11 protein-coding genes are annotated in these 17,344 nt (G+C 42.6%); 5 read left to right on the top strand and 6 right to left on the bottom strand.

Going from position 1 to position 17,344, the window contains the following annotated elements; translation table 11 throughout:
- The first annotated feature begins 181 nt into the window (after positions 1-181).
- The 3 genes from MSC25_RS14855 to MSC25_RS14845 all read left to right on the top strand — a co-directional run bounded on the left by MSC25_RS14855 (position 182) and on the right by MSC25_RS14845 (position 4,407).
- Positions 182-2,065, top strand: coding sequence for an AMP-binding protein (locus tag MSC25_RS14855; protein ID WP_248443846.1), 1,884 nt, complete (start codon positions 182-184; stop codon positions 2,063-2,065).
- 429 nt (positions 2,066-2,494) lie between these two features.
- Positions 2,495-3,352 carry an MBL fold metallo-hydrolase gene (locus tag MSC25_RS14850; protein ID WP_248443845.1) on the top strand — a complete coding sequence of 286 codons (858 nt, stop codon included), beginning with the start codon at positions 2,495-2,497 and terminating at the stop codon, positions 3,350-3,352.
- Between the two features lie 107 nt (positions 3,353-3,459).
- Positions 3,460-4,407 (top strand): alpha/beta fold hydrolase, encoded by a 948-nt coding sequence (locus tag MSC25_RS14845; RefSeq protein WP_248443844.1) that lies wholly within the window; start codon positions 3,460-3,462, stop codon positions 4,405-4,407.
- A 610-nt stretch (positions 4,408-5,017) separates the two neighbouring features.
- On the opposite strand, the gene MSC25_RS14840 is transcribed toward MSC25_RS14845, so the two are convergent.
- The 6 genes from MSC25_RS14840 to MSC25_RS14815 all read right to left on the bottom strand — a co-directional run bounded on the left by MSC25_RS14840 (position 5,018) and on the right by MSC25_RS14815 (position 13,558).
- Positions 5,018-5,584 carry a hypothetical protein gene (locus MSC25_RS14840; protein ID WP_248443843.1) on the bottom strand — a complete coding sequence of 189 codons (567 nt, stop codon included), beginning with the start codon at positions 5,582-5,584 and terminating at the stop codon, positions 5,018-5,020.
- 319 nt (positions 5,585-5,903) lie between these two features.
- The gene (locus tag MSC25_RS14835; RefSeq protein ID WP_248443842.1) at positions 5,904-7,190 is read right to left on the bottom strand and encodes a HAMP domain-containing sensor histidine kinase; all 1,287 of its coding nucleotides are present in this window, start codon (positions 7,188-7,190) and stop codon (positions 5,904-5,906) included.
- Positions 7,187-7,870 carry a response regulator transcription factor gene (locus MSC25_RS14830; protein ID WP_248443841.1) on the bottom strand — a complete coding sequence of 228 codons (684 nt, stop codon included), beginning with the start codon at positions 7,868-7,870 and terminating at the stop codon, positions 7,187-7,189. Before MSC25_RS14830 ends, MSC25_RS14835 begins: the two co-directional genes overlap by 4 nt.
- A complete protein-coding gene (locus MSC25_RS14825) occupies positions 7,870-11,055 on the bottom strand; it encodes an efflux RND transporter permease subunit (RefSeq protein ID WP_248443840.1) in 3,186 nt (1,061 codons plus the stop codon). The genes MSC25_RS14830 and MSC25_RS14825 overlap by 1 nt, the downstream gene beginning before the upstream one ends.
- Positions 11,055-12,200, bottom strand: a complete 1,146-nt coding sequence (locus MSC25_RS14820) for an efflux RND transporter periplasmic adaptor subunit (protein WP_248443839.1) — start codon at positions 12,198-12,200, stop codon at positions 11,055-11,057. The genes MSC25_RS14825 and MSC25_RS14820 overlap by 1 nt, the downstream gene beginning before the upstream one ends.
- Positions 12,197-13,558, bottom strand: coding sequence for a TolC family protein (locus tag MSC25_RS14815; protein ID WP_248443838.1), 1,362 nt, complete (start codon positions 13,556-13,558; stop codon positions 12,197-12,199). The genes MSC25_RS14820 and MSC25_RS14815 overlap by 4 nt, the downstream gene beginning before the upstream one ends.
- Before the next feature lie 153 nt (positions 13,559-13,711).
- Here MSC25_RS14815 and MSC25_RS14810 point away from each other — a divergent pair, with 153 nt between their 5' ends.
- Together MSC25_RS14810 and MSC25_RS14805 are read left to right on the top strand one after the other, a co-directional pair.
- On the top strand, positions 13,712-14,404 hold the full coding sequence (locus tag MSC25_RS14810; RefSeq protein ID WP_248443837.1) for a hypothetical protein: 693 nt from the start codon (positions 13,712-13,714) through the stop codon (positions 14,402-14,404).
- A gap of 195 nt (positions 14,405-14,599) precedes the next feature.
- Complete coding sequence (locus MSC25_RS14805) at positions 14,600-17,344, top strand: Ig-like domain-containing protein (RefSeq protein WP_248443836.1); 2,745 nt, start codon at positions 14,600-14,602, stop codon at positions 17,342-17,344.

Genomic DNA, 17,344 nt, shown 5'->3' with positions numbered 1-17,344 from the left:
GTATTTTCTCTTATTTTAATTGCTCGCCATGCTGAGCCACACGCTTTGTATTGTCAATTTTGTATTTTAAAACCCAAAGTGTTGTTTAACTTTTAGCCGACCATAGTCGAATACCTATCGGTTAAAAAAAAGCCTACCTTTTGTAAGGTCTCTCACACACATTTAGTATTAGGAGCCCACTATGTTAGGCCCATATAAACAACAATACGAAAGCTTTAAACAAAACCCAGCACAATTTTGGCTTGAACAAGCAAAGCGCTTACCTTGGTATAAAAAGCCTGAACACGCCTACACACAAGACACTGACGGCCTTTACCATTGGTTTGATGATGGCCAACTAAACACCAGTTTTTTAGCGCTCGACCAACACGTTATTGCCGGTTTTGGCGAGCAAACCGCGCTTATTTACGACTCCCCCGTAACCAACACGCAGCAGAAGTATAGCTACTACCAGTTACAGCAAGAGGTAGCTAAATTTGCCGGTGTAATGCAATCGTTAGGCGTTAGTAAAGGCGACCGCGTTGTTATTTATATGCCCATGATCCCCCAAGCTGTAATAGGTATGCTGGCCTGCGCCCGATTAGGCGCTATACACTCTGTGGTATTTGGTGGCTTTGCAGCGCATGAGCTCGCCGTCCGTATAGACGATGCAAAACCTAAACTCATACTGAGCGCTTCGTGCGGTGTAGAGGTAGATAGCGTAATAGAATATAAACCGCTGATTGATCACGCCATAGATCTTGCCAATCATAAAATAGATCACTGTGTTATTTACCAGCGCGAACAAGTAGCTGCCACGCTTATCCCCACAAGAGATATTAACTGGGATGAGGCAATGCAAACAGCCACTGCAGTAGAGCCAGTACCTGTAAGTGGGCGTGATCCTCTTTATATTTTATATACCTCAGGCACCACAGGTACGCCTAAAGGCGTAGTGCGTGAAAACGGCGGCCATGGTGTTGCTATGCACTACAGCATGGAAACCGTTTACGGCATGCAGCCCGGCGACGTATTTTGGGCTGCCTCAGATATAGGCTGGGTCGTTGGGCACTCCTACATAGTGTATGCCCCGCTAATTTATCGCTGTACAACAGTATTATTTGAAGGCAAACCAGTTCGCACACCTGATGCCAGTGCATTTTGGCGAGTAGTAGAGCAATACCAAGTAACTGCATTATTTACAGCGCCCACTGCGTTTAGAGCCATCAAAAAAGAAGACCCAAATGCAGAGGGCTTTAAGCAGTACAACACCAGTAGTTTAAAACGACTATTTTTAGCTGGCGAGCGGCTCGACCCGCCAACGTACAACTGGCTAAAAGAAAAAACCAACCTGCCAATACTCGATCACTGGTGGCAAACAGAAACCGGCTGGGCCATTGCCTGTAACCCCGTAGGCATAGAAGAATTAGTAACAAAACCAGGTAGCTCTACCGTGCCAACCCCTGGGTTTGATGTGCAAATATTAAATATGCAAGGCGAGCAATGCGCACCAAACGAGCAAGGCGTGGTGGCTATAAAATTGCCGCTGCCGCCAGGTTGCTTACCCACCATTTGGCAAAACACAGCGCGCTTTAAAACCGGTTATTTAACTCAGTACCCGGGGTATTATCTTTCCGGCGATGGTGGTTACATAGATGACGATGGCTACCTATTTATAATGGGCCGCACCGACGATGTTATAAACGTAGCAGGCCATAGGCTTTCAACCGGCGAAATGGAAGAAATAGTCGCATCCCACCCAGCCGTAGCAGAGTGCGCGGTGTTTGGGGTTACCGATACACTAAAAGGCCAATTACCGATGGCCATGATCGTACTTAAAAACGACTTTACCAGCTCCCCTACCGATGTAGAGCAAGAGCTTGTGCAAACAGTACGCAACCAAATAGGCGCTATAGCGTGCCTTAAAACGATAGTAAGCGTAGAGCGATTACCAAAAACTCGCTCAGGTAAAATACTACGCAAAAATTTACGCCAATTGGTCGATGGCGACGAACTACAAATACCTTCAACCATAGATGATGCTGGTATTTTTGAAGAAATAAACCAGCAGCTCACCCTGCGTTAAATCCAACCTAACAAAGCCATTTTATATTTAAAATAAAATGGCTTTTACTTTGACTGAAATTTTATACTCATTAGCACTTTCTTACTTAATGCTAGGGTCTGTTGATCTTTTAAGGTTAAATTTGCAGCTGTCTGTTTGGTATTTAGGCAAGGCAGAGCCTATATAGTGTGGTTGTTCCCCACAAATAGGCGATAACATAGCATTAATGCCAAACAGGCGCTGCCCAAAGGGTTCTTCCTAGGGGCTATTTACTCTTTGTTGCCTACATGGATGTAGGTAAAGGGCGTGAGCAGGACGCGGAAGCTTTGCTCGGCTTTTACTTAGCCCACTAGGTTACAAACCTCGCGCCGCGATTAAATAGCCCCTAGTTTGAACAAATTTTAATCTGCAAAGGTCAACAGACCCTTAGAACATTAAACAGGATTGTGCATGCTTCGCTTATTACAAACACTACTTGCCACCAGCCTACTATTTACAGGTTTTATGGCGCAAAGTTACGAAATTGAAGATTTAGGCGATGGCCTCCACCGCTTTATTGACGACAGACACCGCTCGGTATTTTTAATCACCCCACAAGGTGCAATAGTTACCGACCCACTTAATAAAAAAGCTGCCACGTGGTTAAAGGAGCAAATTAAAACTCGCTTTAACGTACCGGTAAAATATGTTGTATATAGCCATAATCACAGCGACCATATTTACGGCGCAGAGGTATTTAAAAGCCCGTACACAACCTTTGTTGCGCACAAACTTACCGCGCAAGATATTAAAAACACACAAATAAAAACAGTTATGCCTAACCTTACTTTTGATGATGAACTAATACTTAGCCTTGGCGGCTCAACCTTAAAACTTAACTACCACGGCCCTAACGATGGCCGAGGCTCGGTAAGTATGCTGTTCGAAAAGCAAAAAACACTATTTGTGGTCGATTGGATAGTCATTGGCAGAATGCCATGGCAAAAACTGTGGAGCTACGATATTCAAGGTATGATTAATTCAACCCAAGCGGTATTAAATTACGACTTTAATACCTTTGTGGGCGGCCATGCCGATATGGGTAATAAAGCCGATGTAGCACGTTACTTACGCTATATAGAGAAGCTTTACAGCCAAGTAACCGCAGGCGCACTTGCAGGGCAAAGCCTAGAGCAAATAAAACAAAACGTTAAGCTCGATGAATTTTCAGATTTAAAGCAATACAAAGCATGGTTGCCACATAATATTGAGGGCGTATACGAGCGCCTTATGGAAGAGTCGGGCATGGGCTGGCGCAGCGATTTATAAATTGTATGTGTATGCATTTATAGCTTAAATACAAGTGCATACGTATTCACATTGAATTAACAACGCAAGCTTGTGATAGTGCACTTTTTGTATGCTAAGGCGCCACCATGAAATTAGTTGCTTTACTGTTTAGCTTATCAATATTTGTAGTGCATACCAGTTATGCAAATACGCCCACAGTGCAAGTAAGCAAAGGCCACATTGAGGTGATCGACAATATAGAATCACAGTTTGTAAAAAACCGTTTTTTAAATGTATGGCTACCGCCAGGTTACAACAAAAACACCACCTACGATGTACTTTACATGCACGATGGCCGCATGCTGTTTGACGCCAATAGCACATGGAACAAACAAGAATGGCGCGTAGATGAAGTAGCCGGCTCATTAATAGAGCAAGGCAAAGTACGCCCATTTATTGTGGTAGGCATTCCAAACGCCGTTGAAAACCGCCACAGCGAATACTACCCACAACAACCGTTTGAGGCCTTGAGCAAACAAAAGCAAAATGCCCTATACCAGTTAGAAAAATACCCAGGCCACAAATTATTTGCCTCTAAGGTGTACTCAGACAACTACTCACGCTTTTTAGTTAAAGAAGTTATTCCTTATATAGAGTCTAACTACAACGTAAATAAAGGCGCGCAGCACCGCTATATTGGTGGCTCTAGCATGGGTGGGCTTATATCGTGGTATACACTACTTAATTACCCTAACGAATTTGCAGGTGCTATTTGTATGTCGACCCACTGGCCGGGTATTTTTAGCCACGACGACGAAGTATTTACCGAGTTTAAAAATTACATTGCCAACAACATCGCCAAACTGAGTAACCAAAAAGTGTATTTTGATTACGGCGACAGCACTTTAGATGCCATGTACCCTAAGCTACAAGCGCAAATTGATGATTTATTTATGGCGCAACAATACCCAGCAAAGCTATGGCAAAGCCAGTATTTCCCGGGGGAAGAGCACACCGAAAACGCGTGGGCAAAACGCTTACACATTCCCCTTGAGTTTATGTTTAGAAAAACCAAACAAGCTGCGGCCGAATAATCATTTATACCAATCCGCTTGATTAAGTGATCTATTTTGGATGATGGAAAAACGTGTTGATAGCTAGGCAAAAAATTCGCTATTTAGTTGTTCTCGGCAATTGCTCCTGCATTGCTCTACCTTCTGCATCTATACAGTCGTAAATGAGAATTTTTTAACTCTGATAGCGACACGTTTTAGCCCCTCAAAATGATTAAGTATTATTGCGGATTGGTATTATATGTAATGCGCCCTAATAGTAATCATAAAAATGCGGCTTAACGTTCATTGCGTTAAGCTGTAGTGGCTCATATCTAAACTGACACTTTTATACGCGGGTTGAAGCTCCATATGGCAGGCAGCTACAGACAAGGAGAGGACGGTCAGAATGATTTAGGTGTGTATAGTATTTAGCGAAAGAGAAACCAACTTAAACAAAAAGTAGTTCGTGCAGTTTCTATAACGATCATTTGCTTTTTGAATTCTGAGTTTTTCCAAATTTATTATTGTTTTTTTCCGTGGTAATTCGCTTGTTTGCTGCACTTTTGTATCAGATTAAAACAGTCGCACTAACATGCCAAATTCCATCGCAGTGCCTTTCTATTTACGTTCAAAATAATTATTGATGGTGTCAAGCCTCTAAACTCTCCACCTCTAGTTTCAGTATTTCAGCGAGTACATCTGAATCATATTGTATTGCGTAATAATCGCTATGACACATTAAAGTGACTCTTTTTTGGGTATTGGTTAGAACGTTTAGCTCAAAATAAGTTCGTGGCGACTCAGTACTATATATTCGTGTCGTAACTAACAGAAGCTTTTCAAACGAATCAAAAGCGACTTTAATTTTCGGATTGTTCGAACTGCCGACATTTAGCACTTTTTCATTTAGATCAAAATAAAATCTTCTTCTGCTTCTTCTGCATATCAAGGTCGTGCCTAAACTAAAGAGTCCCCCCAATGTAAACACGACAATAACGAAATCGGTTTTCGAATCAAGGTTGGGCTCCAACTGCCAAACTTTAGCTGACATAAATATGCACACTGCCCAACAAAAAATATGCAATCCCCATTCAAACAAATAACTTCTAACGTTAGGTGTAATAGTTACTACATCTTTATTTATGGTCAATTTAGCGTTGCAAAAACTAGAAGCAACTAGGTCTCCCGTAATATCAATTTCGTCACTCGCTTTCATATTTAAGCTCTCTTATGAATCGTAGAAACGAGTATAAGAAACAATAACTCTATAGGCTAGATATAATGGCAGCTGTATTTGAGCCTAGTTTTAAGCTTTCCTGGTAGATGTTTTGAAAAAATATGAAATGAGTTTCCGTCAAGATAATTAAATGAGCTGGTCTTTGAGGTGAAAAAATTCTTTATCCCAAGCTTCACATAACTTACATAGCTGTCTATCAGGTAATGTCCAAACCAATTAACCGAAACTGCAAAATCAGATATGAGCTACTAAATTAAGCCGCTTTTTAATACACTTTTAAACCTAATTAACTTAATAACTAACTAAAATCGACCACCACTTCATAGCGCCCTGGCTTGTCGTTTACATCGTAAACCCAGCCGTGGCGTTTTATTATTTTTTCGCTTAATTGCAGGCCTAGTCCGTACCCTATGCTGGCGTGTTTTGCTGAAGGCGAGCTCGCTTTAGGGGCCTCGTCCTGCTTACTACAATTAACAATAGTCACTTTACTGCCTTGCTGCGTAATATGTACTTGGCCAAATTGGGTATGTTGGTAGGCATTACGAATTAAATTAGTCAGTACAATGTGGCACGCAGTAGCATCGGTGGTAATAACGCTCTCTTGTTGGGTGTTTAAAACCACCTCAACGTGCTTAGCATTAAGCAGGTAGTTAAGCTCATTACTCAGGGTCGTTATTTTATCACTAAGGTTTACAGGTTCTGGACTACTTTGCTGCTCTTCGTTGCGGCTTAGCCATAATAACGTATCGGTTAAATCGCTCATGGTTAAACCGGCGCGCTCTATACGCTCAAGTGTAAGCTGCTGTTTATCACTTAACGGGGCTTTTTCGCTCAGCCGATTGAGTAGCTCAACGTTACTGCGAATAACCGAAATTGGCGTACGCAGCTCGTGGCTGGCATAGCTTAAAAAGCGCTGCTCACGCTCTACGCTTTCATTTGCCGAAAGTAAGCTGCTGCGTATTAATGTGGCTAAAGTGTTTAGTTCGTTATATGTAAAATCGGGCGGTGTTTGCTGCAGATTAGTTTGGTTTAACGATTTAGCCCAGCCCCTTAACGACTCCACTGGCTTGGCTATTTTTTTCATTACCATAAACAAAAAAAACGCAAATAACGCAATGGCAGCAATGCCTGTAATGGCAATCCAAAGCATGCGTTGTTCGGGCTCTATATTAGCGAGCAATTGTGGTTTGTCTTTTTCGAGCATAATGCGCGATATATAACGCGGCTCGCCTTCGGGGTTTGGATAATACACCACAAAAAATAAATTTTGCGGCATAGAAAACATCGATGGCCTGTCTTTTGTTTTATGTAAAAGCCCCACCTCTGTTGGTTTTTTAAAACGCTGCTGAATTGACGCAGGCATGTCTTCCCAGCGGCTTGCTATATTAAAGCCCACCAGCTCTTTTGTTTCCCCTGGCTTTACTTCTGTGGTTTGCGAAAGCTTTAACATCACCCCGTTTAAGCCTTTATCTAGCCCATCAATAAAGTAATTTACACTTAAAAACGAAAAGCCAATGGCCATAGCAGAGCTAAGCACCACCATACTGGCAAAAAAGTAGAGCCTTAAACTAGGCCTTATTTTCATTGTGGTTGCCCTTCATTTGCTGTTATTGCAAAGCCCACACTAGGAATGGTTTCAAGTGTAACTTGGTGTGTGGTGGCTTCTAATTGCTTACGTAAATGATGCACATGCACTTTTAAACTGTTGCTGTCGGGCTGCTCTTCGCCCCATATAGCTTGCATAATGCTACTGCGCGTAACAGGCTGCGGCGCATGGCGTACTAAGGTTTCTAGCAATTTAAATGCAATGGGCGATAACTTTAATTTTTGCCCCTCTACATCGGCACTGCGCTTTGCTAAATCTAAATTTAAATTAGCTAAGGTGAGGCGTTTTGCCTCACCACTTTTGCGCTTTGCCAGCACTTGTACCCGCGCTACTAGCTCTTTCATGGCGAAGGGTTTTACTAAATAGTCGTCGCTACCGGCGGCAAAGCCCTCAAGTTTATTATCGAGGCTATCGCGTGCGGTCAACATTAATACCGGAATATCTTTACCTTGTTCACGCAATGTTTTGCACATTGTTAAGCCGTCCATTTTGGGCATGTTTACATCTAAAATAATCATTTGATAATCATTAATTTGCAGTAAATTTAAGCCCAAAACGCCGTTGCTTGCATGGTCACACTCAATGTCTTCTATATCGAGGTAATCAACAATTGTTGTTGCCAGGTCTATGTCGTCTTCAACCAGTAGTACGTTTATCATTAAGAGGCAGCTCCTTCGGTGCGTTTACCACTTGAAAAGTCTAACACATTGGCAAGTAAGCGCTTAATGTCTATTTGAATCATTAATAATGCCGGAATAAGGATTAATGTAATAACCGTGGCAAACAAAATACCATAACCAAGTGATGCCGCAGCAGGGATTAAAAACTGTGCCTGCATTGAGGTTTCGCTTAATAACGGCACTAAGCCCGCATAGGTTGTAATAGAGGTAAGCATTACCGCGCGCAGGCGGCTTGTGCACGACTCTACAATGGCATCGTGCGTGCTCATGCCTTCATCTTTTACCAGCTCGTTAAAGCGCGATACCAATAATAGGCTGTCGTTTACAACCACCCCACTGAGCGCCAAAATACCATTTAAAGAAAGTATGCTGATGGTTAAGTCGTTCCACCAATGGCCTAAAATAGCCCCCACAATACCAAACGGAATCGCCACCATAATCAACATAGGTTGAATGTACGATTTAAGCGGAATCGCCAGCAATACGTAAATAACTAATAACGCGGCTATAAACATAGTGGCCATTGAGCCTGTTGTTTCGTCTTGCTCTTCGGCTTCTCCGGCAAAGTGAATACTTAAATTAGGAAATTGCGCGTTAAACTCAGGTACTAAATCACGGCTTAAGTTAGCAACTAATTCGTTAGATGCCACAATGTTTTTATCCACTTGTGCGCTTAAGTAAATTGCCCGTAGGCCATCAATGCGGGTTATTTCATCTTGCTGATATTCGCTGCTTATATTGGCTACGTTAACCAAAGGTACTACGGTGCCATCGGGTAACCTAATACGCGATTGCATTATATCGGCTGGTGTTTTACGGGCGTTTTCTGGGTAACGCACACGTACTTTTACTTCGTCTTTATCGCGCTGGTAACGCTGTACAATTGCTCCACCAAAAGCTTGTAATACTTGCTCTGATAGGCTCGCCGTATCCATACCTAAAGCGCGCCCTTGTGCATTTAAGGTAAATTTAAGCTGTGGCTGACCTGGGTTTAAATTATCGTCTATGCCATTAACACCAGCAGTATTTTGTAAGCGCTCTTTAAACAGTGCGCCTGCAGCCATTACAGTTTCGTCATCCCAGGCTTTTAGCTCTACTTTAAAGTTATCAACCATTTTACGTGTAGCCAATACTTGTAGTTTTTTGCTGCCCTCTGGCATACCGGCAAGGCGCTGCCATTCTTGTGCAAATTCGCTTGCTGTAAAGTCGCCCTCGTTTAATAGCTCAACACTTACCGTACCGCTAGTATCGCTACTGCTCACTAATTGTAAGCTCGTTATTTCGCTCTCTTGCGAGTCAAACTTATCCATTAAATTTTGCTGGGCTTGTAGTGCACTTTGCTCAAGCGCTAACAAGTTTTTATTAGTTTGCCCATACGCTGCATCGTTTTGCATAACAAGTTCAGCGGTTACGGTATCGCCGGCAATACTTGGGAAAAAACCTACTTTTACTGCACCGGTCATAGGCATGCCAACAACCAGAATAAAAAAGGCCACAAATGCAGCAACAATGGCGTATCTAAATCGTAACGAGTATTCAATAACGCGGCGGTACACTTTATCGCTAAACCAAGTTAGACCGCTGTCGGCGCCATGCTGCACCTTTGACCACAAGCCACTAAGACCCGACTTTAACTGGCGTTTAGTGCTTACGTGGGCTAAATGCGACGGTAAAATAAGTTTTGATTCAACAACCGAAAGCAGTAAACAAATCGTCACTACGGTCGCAAACTGTGAGTAAATTTTACCTAAGTTGCCAGATACATTCGAAAGCGCAACAAACGCCGCTACCGTGGTTAATACCCCAAATATGGTGGGTACAGCCACCTTCATGGTGCCTAAAATCGTGTTATTAAGGGTGTCGCCGTGTTTTTTGCGAGTGGTGTAAATACTCTCCCCCACAACCACGGCATCGTCGACCACGATCCCCAACGCCATAATAAAACCAAAGGTGGTCATTTCATTTATGGTCAGCGCGGTGTAGCTGTCGGTCATAAAGTACAGTGTGCCAAAAAATACAAATGGCAAGCCACCTGCAACCCATAGCGCAACGCGTACATTTAAAAATATCGCTAAAATAACAAACACCATAATAATACCGGTTACGGCATTTTTAGTAAGCAGCGATAAGCGCTCGGTGATCATGGTGCTTTTGTCGTGCCAGCTTTCAAGCTCTACATTTTGCGGTAATAAGCCGCGCTCGTGCCATGTATCAATTACGCTTTGTGCTTGCTCAACTATGGTGGTTATATCGCTATTTTCATCCATTAAAATTTCAATGCCTACGGCATTTTGTTGGTTATAACGACTTAGTGAGTTGGTATCTTCTGCGAATGTGTCGGTAACGGTTGCTACATCACCTAATTTAATTTGTGTGCCTGATTGCGTTGTAAGTAACACTATATTGGCAAAGTCGCGCTGCCAGTAAGCTTGGTCTGCCGCTTTTAGGCGCATTATTTTATTGCTATCGCGCAAGCTAGTAGAAAGCGGGCTCGATGATTCGTTGTTAATCACCTCGCTTACATCGCTAATAGTTAAACCGTAGGCTTGTAGTTTGCCTTCGTCGATTTCTACTGACATCATAGGGTCTAGCACGCCCGATTGTTCTACATCGCTAATGCCCGATTTAGCTAATAAATCGGCTTTTAGTTTTTCACCTAGGTTTTGCAACGTATGGCGGTCGGCATCACCAAATAATTGTAAAGTTAATGCGTGATCTTGCCTGCGCGCTTTGTCGATCACCGGCTCTTCGGCATCTGCCGGAAAGTTATTTATGGCATCAACTTGGTTTTTCACATCGGTGAGTAGCTCATCAAGCGAGTAATCGGTTTTTTTCTCAATGCTTACATGGCTGCCGCTGGCATCGGATGTAGAGGTAATGCGCTTAATACCCGGTACGGTTTCAAGGGCTTCTTCTACTTTTAGGGCGATGCCTTCTTCTGCTTGTAAGGCATCGCCACTGTCGTAAACCACCGATACCGAAATAGTATCTGGCTCAAGGCTTGGAAACGCCTCTTTACGCAAAGTAGAAAGCGACATTATACCCATTACTATTACGCTAATGAGTAATAAATTGGCGGCCACTGAGTTGTTAGCAAACCAGCTAATAATGCCGTGCAAAGGGTTAGTATTATTAGGTAATTGCGGTGCTTGATGCGGGCTCATTATGGCATCTCCTCAGCAATTGGGTTTACTAACATATCGTTTAAGTAGCTTACGAGTGGGCGAGCCACTACACGTAAATTAGTGTGTCCTTCAATAGGAGAGATATAAACGTAATCACCGCGCTCAAATAGTTTTTGCGCTTGAATGCTCATTAGCGTGTTTTGCTCGTTTACGTACCAAATTAAGCCTTCTTGTGATACTGCTGAGGCGGGTAATTTAATTACGTTGTTAAGCGCTTTACCAGCAATTTGTACCGCTAAAAATGTACCTGGTAACAATGGTGTTGCTTGCTCAAAAGGTTTGTCTAGCGCAACCACTACACTGCGCTGGCGTGAGCTATCGTCAAGATGCTGCTCAAAACGAGCAATGTAACCTTGCCACTGATTCTGTGTTGTTACATCACTTAAAATAACCTCGCCCGACTTATCGCTTGCCAGGTTTTGCCATTGGCTTAATGAAAGCGGTACGCTAATTTCTACTTTGTCGGTGCTGTTTAATGTAGCCAGTGTATCGCCAATGCTTACGTAAGTGCCTAAATCTACATCGCGCGATAAAATAACAGCATCAAACGGCGCACTTATATGGGTGTTTTTTTCATCACGCTGCGCAGTTTGTAGTGCGTATTGGGCGTTATCGGCCGTTGCTTGGGCGGCTTCTAGCTGTAGCGTTCTAAATACTAAAGGTGAGCTTGGCGCTTGTGTTACACCCGAGCGCTGCCATTCACGCTTTGCTTGGTTTCCTAAGTCTTGCTCTTCTTGTAGGGCAAGTTTGGCATCTGCCAATGTGGCTTTAGCGCTCGCGACTGCTTGTAAGTATTCGGTGTTATCTATTTGTGCAAGCACTTGACCCTTTTTAACTACATTACCGGTAGCAAATTGCTCGCTCATATTGGTTATTTCGCCCTTAACTTGTGCTTTTAAGCTAAGTGCCCAGTGTGCTTTAGCCTCACCGTGGCCGCTAACATAGGCTTGATACGTACTTGGCACAGCGTTAATAACCGATACATTGGGTGCCACAGATTTAGCCGGCTCAGGCTTAGGGCCATTTGCTTGCTGCGCCATTTTTTGGCCGTTATATGAAATAGCAAGCCCTATACAAACAATGGCAACAAGAGTTACAACAACAGGTACTGGCGAAATTTTCATGACGATACTCCAAGGCCCAAGGCAAGGCCTAAATCTATACGGTTAGTTAAAAGGGTGTAATTTATTTGGCTAAGCTGAGCTTGTAGGTCGTACACCTGCTGCTGCACGGTTAGTAAGTCTAAAATATCAACCAAACCTTGCTGGTATTTGCTTTGGTAGTTGCTATAACTTCGCTTAGCACTGGCAAGTGCTTTACTAATTTGTAGCTGTTGCTGTGTTAATGATTGCTCTTGGCCTAGTGCATTTTCTACTTCGTTTACGGCGCTAAGTAGCGTGTCTTGGTATTCCCAAAAGGCTTGTTCGGCATTTAATTTTGCAATATCAAATTGTGCACGAAGTGCCCCGCCTTGAAACAACGGCGCACTTAAACTGCCTAGTAAGTTCCATACTGGGCTGGTTAATAATGCTTGGCTGGGTGTAGTTGCTAAATCGCTAAGCGATGCCGAAAGCGTAATGCTTGGCAGTAAATCTTTGTAAGCTACATCCACTAAATAACGTTTAGATTGAATATTGTAATAGGCACTTTGTAAATCGGGGCGACGCGCTAAATCTTGCTCTGGTAGCGCGCTTAGCGGCTCAATAACCTCAGGGAAAACAGAGGTAGTAGGTAAGTTTTCAAGTTTATCAACGCCCACTAATAATACTAAAGCGCGTTTAGCTTGTGCTATTTGTTCTTGGTAATCGGCAATAGTGGCTCGGGTTGAAGCGGTATTTGTACGCGCGGTATCAAGGGCTTCTAAATCACCTAAGCCGTATTGGTAACGCTCAACAATACTTTGCTCGTTATTTTCTAAAACCGTTAAGCGCTGCTGCTCAATGTTAAGTAAATCTTGCTGCAAAATAATGTTTAAATACGTGCGCATCACGCTGGCTACTAAGGTGTCTTTAGCGCCTTGGTAAGTGGCCTGATTACTGGCTATGGTCATGTCTTGCGCGGCTACGTTATCAGCAATTTTTTGCCATACGTCGGCCTCCCAGCTAACCCCTAGTGATGAGCTGTACTGCGTGCCGGTTGTTTCGTTGCGCTGGGCGTCAAAATCGGCATCTACACTAAACCACTGGCTTGCTGCGGTAACATCGCGCTGTGCATAGGCAAGTTTTAGCGCCACATGCACCTGGTTAAACGAAGGATTATTTGCAACGGCTTGGTTAATAAGCGAATCAAGCCCCGCTATATTCACTAAATCAGTGATATAACTTACCTCGGTTGCATCATCTTGTGTGTATTGCCAATTTGCATGCTGCTTTAGCGATTGCTCGGTGCTATTACCTGTATAGCTTGGCTGGCTACTACACGCAGCTAGCGTGCAGCTAAGTGCAAGCAATAAAACCGTTGAGCGCTTTTTAAAATAAACCATTTAACTGTGCCTAATTTACATCATTACACACAGTGTATTAGGGCAAGGGTTAAGGATGGGTTAAAAGGGGTTAACTTACTTTAGACAAATTAGTATTTGCCTCGTTTAGCCAAATTACGTAGCCTTTGGCAAAAATATTCACTTAAAACTCATATGCATAAATTAATTTTTACCCTTTTTTTAATACTCCCTACGTTATTGCAGGCTCAAGTAACCTTAAATGATAAAACCATTATATACAGTGGCCAAATCAACAAACAAAATAACAATACGGCAGCTGAGCTTTTAAAAACTAACCCTACAATTAATACATTTACTATTACCAGTGGCGGCGGAAACATAGATTTAGGGATGGACTTAGCCGAGTTAATTTTGGCGCATAAGCTAACGGTAAACATAAAGCAGTTTTGCTTTTCGTCGTGTGCTAATTATGTGTTGCTTGCTGGGCACCCTACTACAATTGAGCCCAATACAATTATTGGCTGGCATGGGGATGCAGCCTCAGCTAAGTGGTTAGATAGTGATATTGATGCCATGGTAAAGCACTTAAAAGAGCCACAAAAAAGCCAAAAGTGGCAAGCGTTACGCGCCCATTACGATGAGATAATTGCTAAAGCAAGCTTGCGCGAAAAAGCCTTTTACACAAAGCTAAATGTAAATCACAACCTACTCACGGTAGGGCTAAAACCCAGTTTACGCAGCGCCGCCATAAAGCAACGTGCGCGAGGCTGGACGTACTCACCTAAGGTGCTTAACTATTTTGGAATTAGCAATATTAGCTATAATAATTGGCAACCTCGGTCAGCTAAAAATTTTCCGCTGCTTATTATTAGCGACTTAAACTAATAACCATACCCCCGCTTTACTAATCTCATTTTTACTCACAATAAAGCCCTGTTAATAGCAGGGTTTTGTGTTTTAGCTGCCTTATAAGTACTTTGTGGATACTCACTATTAATATGACAAATACTTTACACACTTTAAAACCTAATTGATATGCGTTATCATTCGCAACATCATTAACTTTTAATATTAACAATAATGAACAAGCTAATTAAATTTACCCCTATATTATGCGCGCTTGCGTTGGCTGGTTGTGGCGGGGGCTCTGGTAATACTGCTCCACAGTTTTCTCAACCTAATTTAAGTTTTACTGTAAACGAAGACACCACTTTTTCAGGCCAAGTAACAGCCACCGACGATGACGCCTTAAGCTATACGCTTGCCAATGCACCAAGCAATGGCATCATAGCAGTTGAAGCAAACGGTGAATTTACCTACACACCATTTAGTAATTATTTTGGAGAAGACACAGCAACCATTAGCGCAAGCGATGGCAGCTTAACGGCAAATGTAGTGATACGTTTTAGCGTAGAAAATGTTAATGATGCCCCGCAGCTACTCACTACTAATGTATTTGTTACCTCTTCAACCACCACTCAAGGGGTTATTACTACACAAGACTTAGATGGCGACACCGTAACTATTAGCTTAATAACACCACCAAGTAATGGCGTAATGAGCATAAATAGCACCACGGGTGAATTTACCTATGAGGCTCAATCTCTAAGCAGTATTGATGAGCAATTTGAAATTAGCTACACAGATGGCCTAATTAGCGAGCCGTTAACTGCAATTATTTCACTAAGCCCGTCTTATGTAACTAACGAAGATAAACTTAATTATTATTACAGCTCTAGTCTGTCGCACTTAAAACAAGCCGACGAGTTAAGCGCAAATATTGCCGATGAACTTTCTCGATATGAGGTATACGCAACCCAAGCTGCGGCCTATGCACGTGCAGGTTTTTTAGATACTGCTAACGACTATTTAGCGCTTATAAACGAGCAAACAGCGCGCTCTTCGGCACTAAAAGATGTGGCACAAGCACTAGACGAAATAGGCCAAACAGAACAAGCAAACGATTACCGTGACCAAGCGGTGGCGGCCTACAACCAATACTTAGCTGATAAAGGCTTTGATAACATTGCCTCATCAGACGCATCAGCCCTTTATTCTTTAGTAAAAAGCTATTTAGCTGCTGATCAAGTTTCGCAAGCAAGTAATTTGTTAAATACAATTTCATTATACGCAGAGCAAGTACGCGAAGACGAATACACCTCAAGCTATGGCTACTTTTTAAATGGCGTACGCTTATCAATAGATGACGCCCTACAAAGCTATGCGCAAAGCCTAGATGAAAGCGATTTAACGCAAGCCAAATTGCTTGCTAATAACTACGCGCAACTTGCAGTAAAAACAGGTTACAGGCTAGTACGTAGCGGCGAATACGAAGGCCAACCATACGAGCAATACAAAACGCTACATGGTGCATGGGCTGCGCAATACCTTTATAGAGCTGGCGAATTTGAAGCGGCAAAAGACTATACCAACCAAGTACTTGCCATGTATGGTTCAACGGGTTTTGATAGTAACTACGCATACTCTGCATCGCCTTATAGCGCCGCTACTTTGGATAACTACACTTACCCTATTCAATTTTTAGCAGGCTTAATTGAAGGCCTATACCAAAGCGGCGAAAACCCAGCAATAACGCTATCAGACAGCGAAACCGATATAAACAACGCGCAAGAGCAAGTGTATGGTTTTAATATAGCTAATCGCCTGCTTGGTGGGGAAGATATAACGAGTGCCGCAGCACAAGCTCGCAGCTTTTTTACAGAAAATGGTGATTACAACGAATTTTTTAGAGCGCTAACATCGCTTGATAACGTCCCTGGCACAGGCCTAATTTTAAGTGAAGCCGGCAGAAACGATCTAGCACAGCAAGTATTTACCTATGCTGGCGACTTTATAGCCTCGGATGACTACATAAGCAAAGAATCATCAACCACGCTTTTAACCGGTTCCAAGGGCTGTAAATTGTTAGTTGATTTAACTGCCCAAGTCGGTGGTGATACAGCAAATGCCGCTAATAAATGCTTAACCATGCTTAATACGCTCAATGCAGGCGGTATACGTACGCTAAGTAATACCTCATCAATTACAGCTCATAATCAAGTAATAGTATCGCTTATTAAAGGCGGCTTATCGGAGCAAGTAGCTGGTGTACACAATCAACTCCTTAGCTACATTGCCCTAGATGAAGATACCGAAGACAGGTTTGAAGCCCGCTTAGAAACCTTAGGTTACTTAGTTAATGCAAACCAAACATCACTGGCAAGTACCACTTTAAATGATGCTATTACTGAAATAACCCCTGAGCTAAATGCATTAACAAGCGATCAGCTAGAAACTATTTTAGCCGCTGTTAAAGCCGAAGTAATTGGCTTAGAAGAAGCTCAAACAGGTGAATTTGAACGTTATTCTATGCTTTCAAGTATGGGTACTAACGCGGCGAATATTAGCGATTTTTCAGCAAACTATAGCAATGCAAAAACACAAGCTAGCACGCTTTTAAATACGCTTGAGCCTCTTATTTTAAACTTTGCCGATACAATTATTGCCGACAACATGGAAGATTTAGTAAACAGTTTTACGCTAATTAACGATACCACTAAAGCACAAAGCTTAATAAATAATGGCGTTAATGGCGAAGCCGATCAGCTTGAGCTTTACATAGGCATGACCAACTTAGTCGCCTCTCGTGATGACTTTAAAGGCATAGCTATTGCCAGCGTAGATACAGACCACGACGGCTTACCTAACTTCTTTTTACCTAACTCCAGCGATGAAGATATAGCCTTAGCTGGATTAATTGCCGACCAAGACGCCGATAACGATGGCGTAATTGATAGCGAAGACACTACCCCACTAGGTATTTAA

This window comes from Pseudoalteromonas sp. 1CM17D (genome assembly GCF_023161805.1).
Classification (GTDB): domain Bacteria; phylum Pseudomonadota; class Gammaproteobacteria; order Enterobacterales; family Alteromonadaceae; genus Pseudoalteromonas; species Pseudoalteromonas atlantica.
This window is presented reverse-complemented; position numbering and strand designations above follow the sequence as displayed.

What these genes read in the sequence shown, in the direction of transcription:
- MSC25_RS14855 (WP_248443846.1), top strand. Translation starts at nt 182, where the DNA reads ATGTTAGGCCCATATAAACAACAATACGAAAGCTTTAAACAAAACCCA.
- MSC25_RS14850 (WP_248443845.1), top strand. Translation starts at nt 2,495, where the DNA reads ATGCTTCGCTTATTACAAACACTACTTGCCACCAGCCTACTATTTACA.
- MSC25_RS14845 (WP_248443844.1), top strand. Translation starts at nt 3,460, where the DNA reads ATGAAATTAGTTGCTTTACTGTTTAGCTTATCAATATTTGTAGTGCAT.
- MSC25_RS14840 (WP_248443843.1), bottom strand. Translation starts at nt 5,584, where the DNA reads ATGAAAGCGAGTGACGAAATTGATATTACGGGAGACCTAGTTGCTTCT.
- MSC25_RS14835 (WP_248443842.1), bottom strand. Translation starts at nt 7,190, where the DNA reads ATGAAAATAAGGCCTAGTTTAAGGCTCTACTTTTTTGCCAGTATGGTG.
- MSC25_RS14830 (WP_248443841.1), bottom strand. Translation starts at nt 7,870, where the DNA reads ATGATAAACGTACTACTGGTTGAAGACGACATAGACCTGGCAACAACA.
- MSC25_RS14825 (WP_248443840.1), bottom strand. Translation starts at nt 11,055, where the DNA reads ATGAGCCCGCATCAAGCACCGCAATTACCTAATAATACTAACCCTTTG.
- MSC25_RS14820 (WP_248443839.1), bottom strand. Translation starts at nt 12,200, where the DNA reads ATGAAAATTTCGCCAGTACCTGTTGTTGTAACTCTTGTTGCCATTGTT.
- MSC25_RS14815 (WP_248443838.1), bottom strand. Translation starts at nt 13,558, where the DNA reads ATGGTTTATTTTAAAAAGCGCTCAACGGTTTTATTGCTTGCACTTAGC.
- MSC25_RS14810 (WP_248443837.1), top strand. Translation starts at nt 13,712, where the DNA reads ATGCATAAATTAATTTTTACCCTTTTTTTAATACTCCCTACGTTATTG.
- MSC25_RS14805 (WP_248443836.1), top strand. Translation starts at nt 14,600, where the DNA reads ATGAACAAGCTAATTAAATTTACCCCTATATTATGCGCGCTTGCGTTG.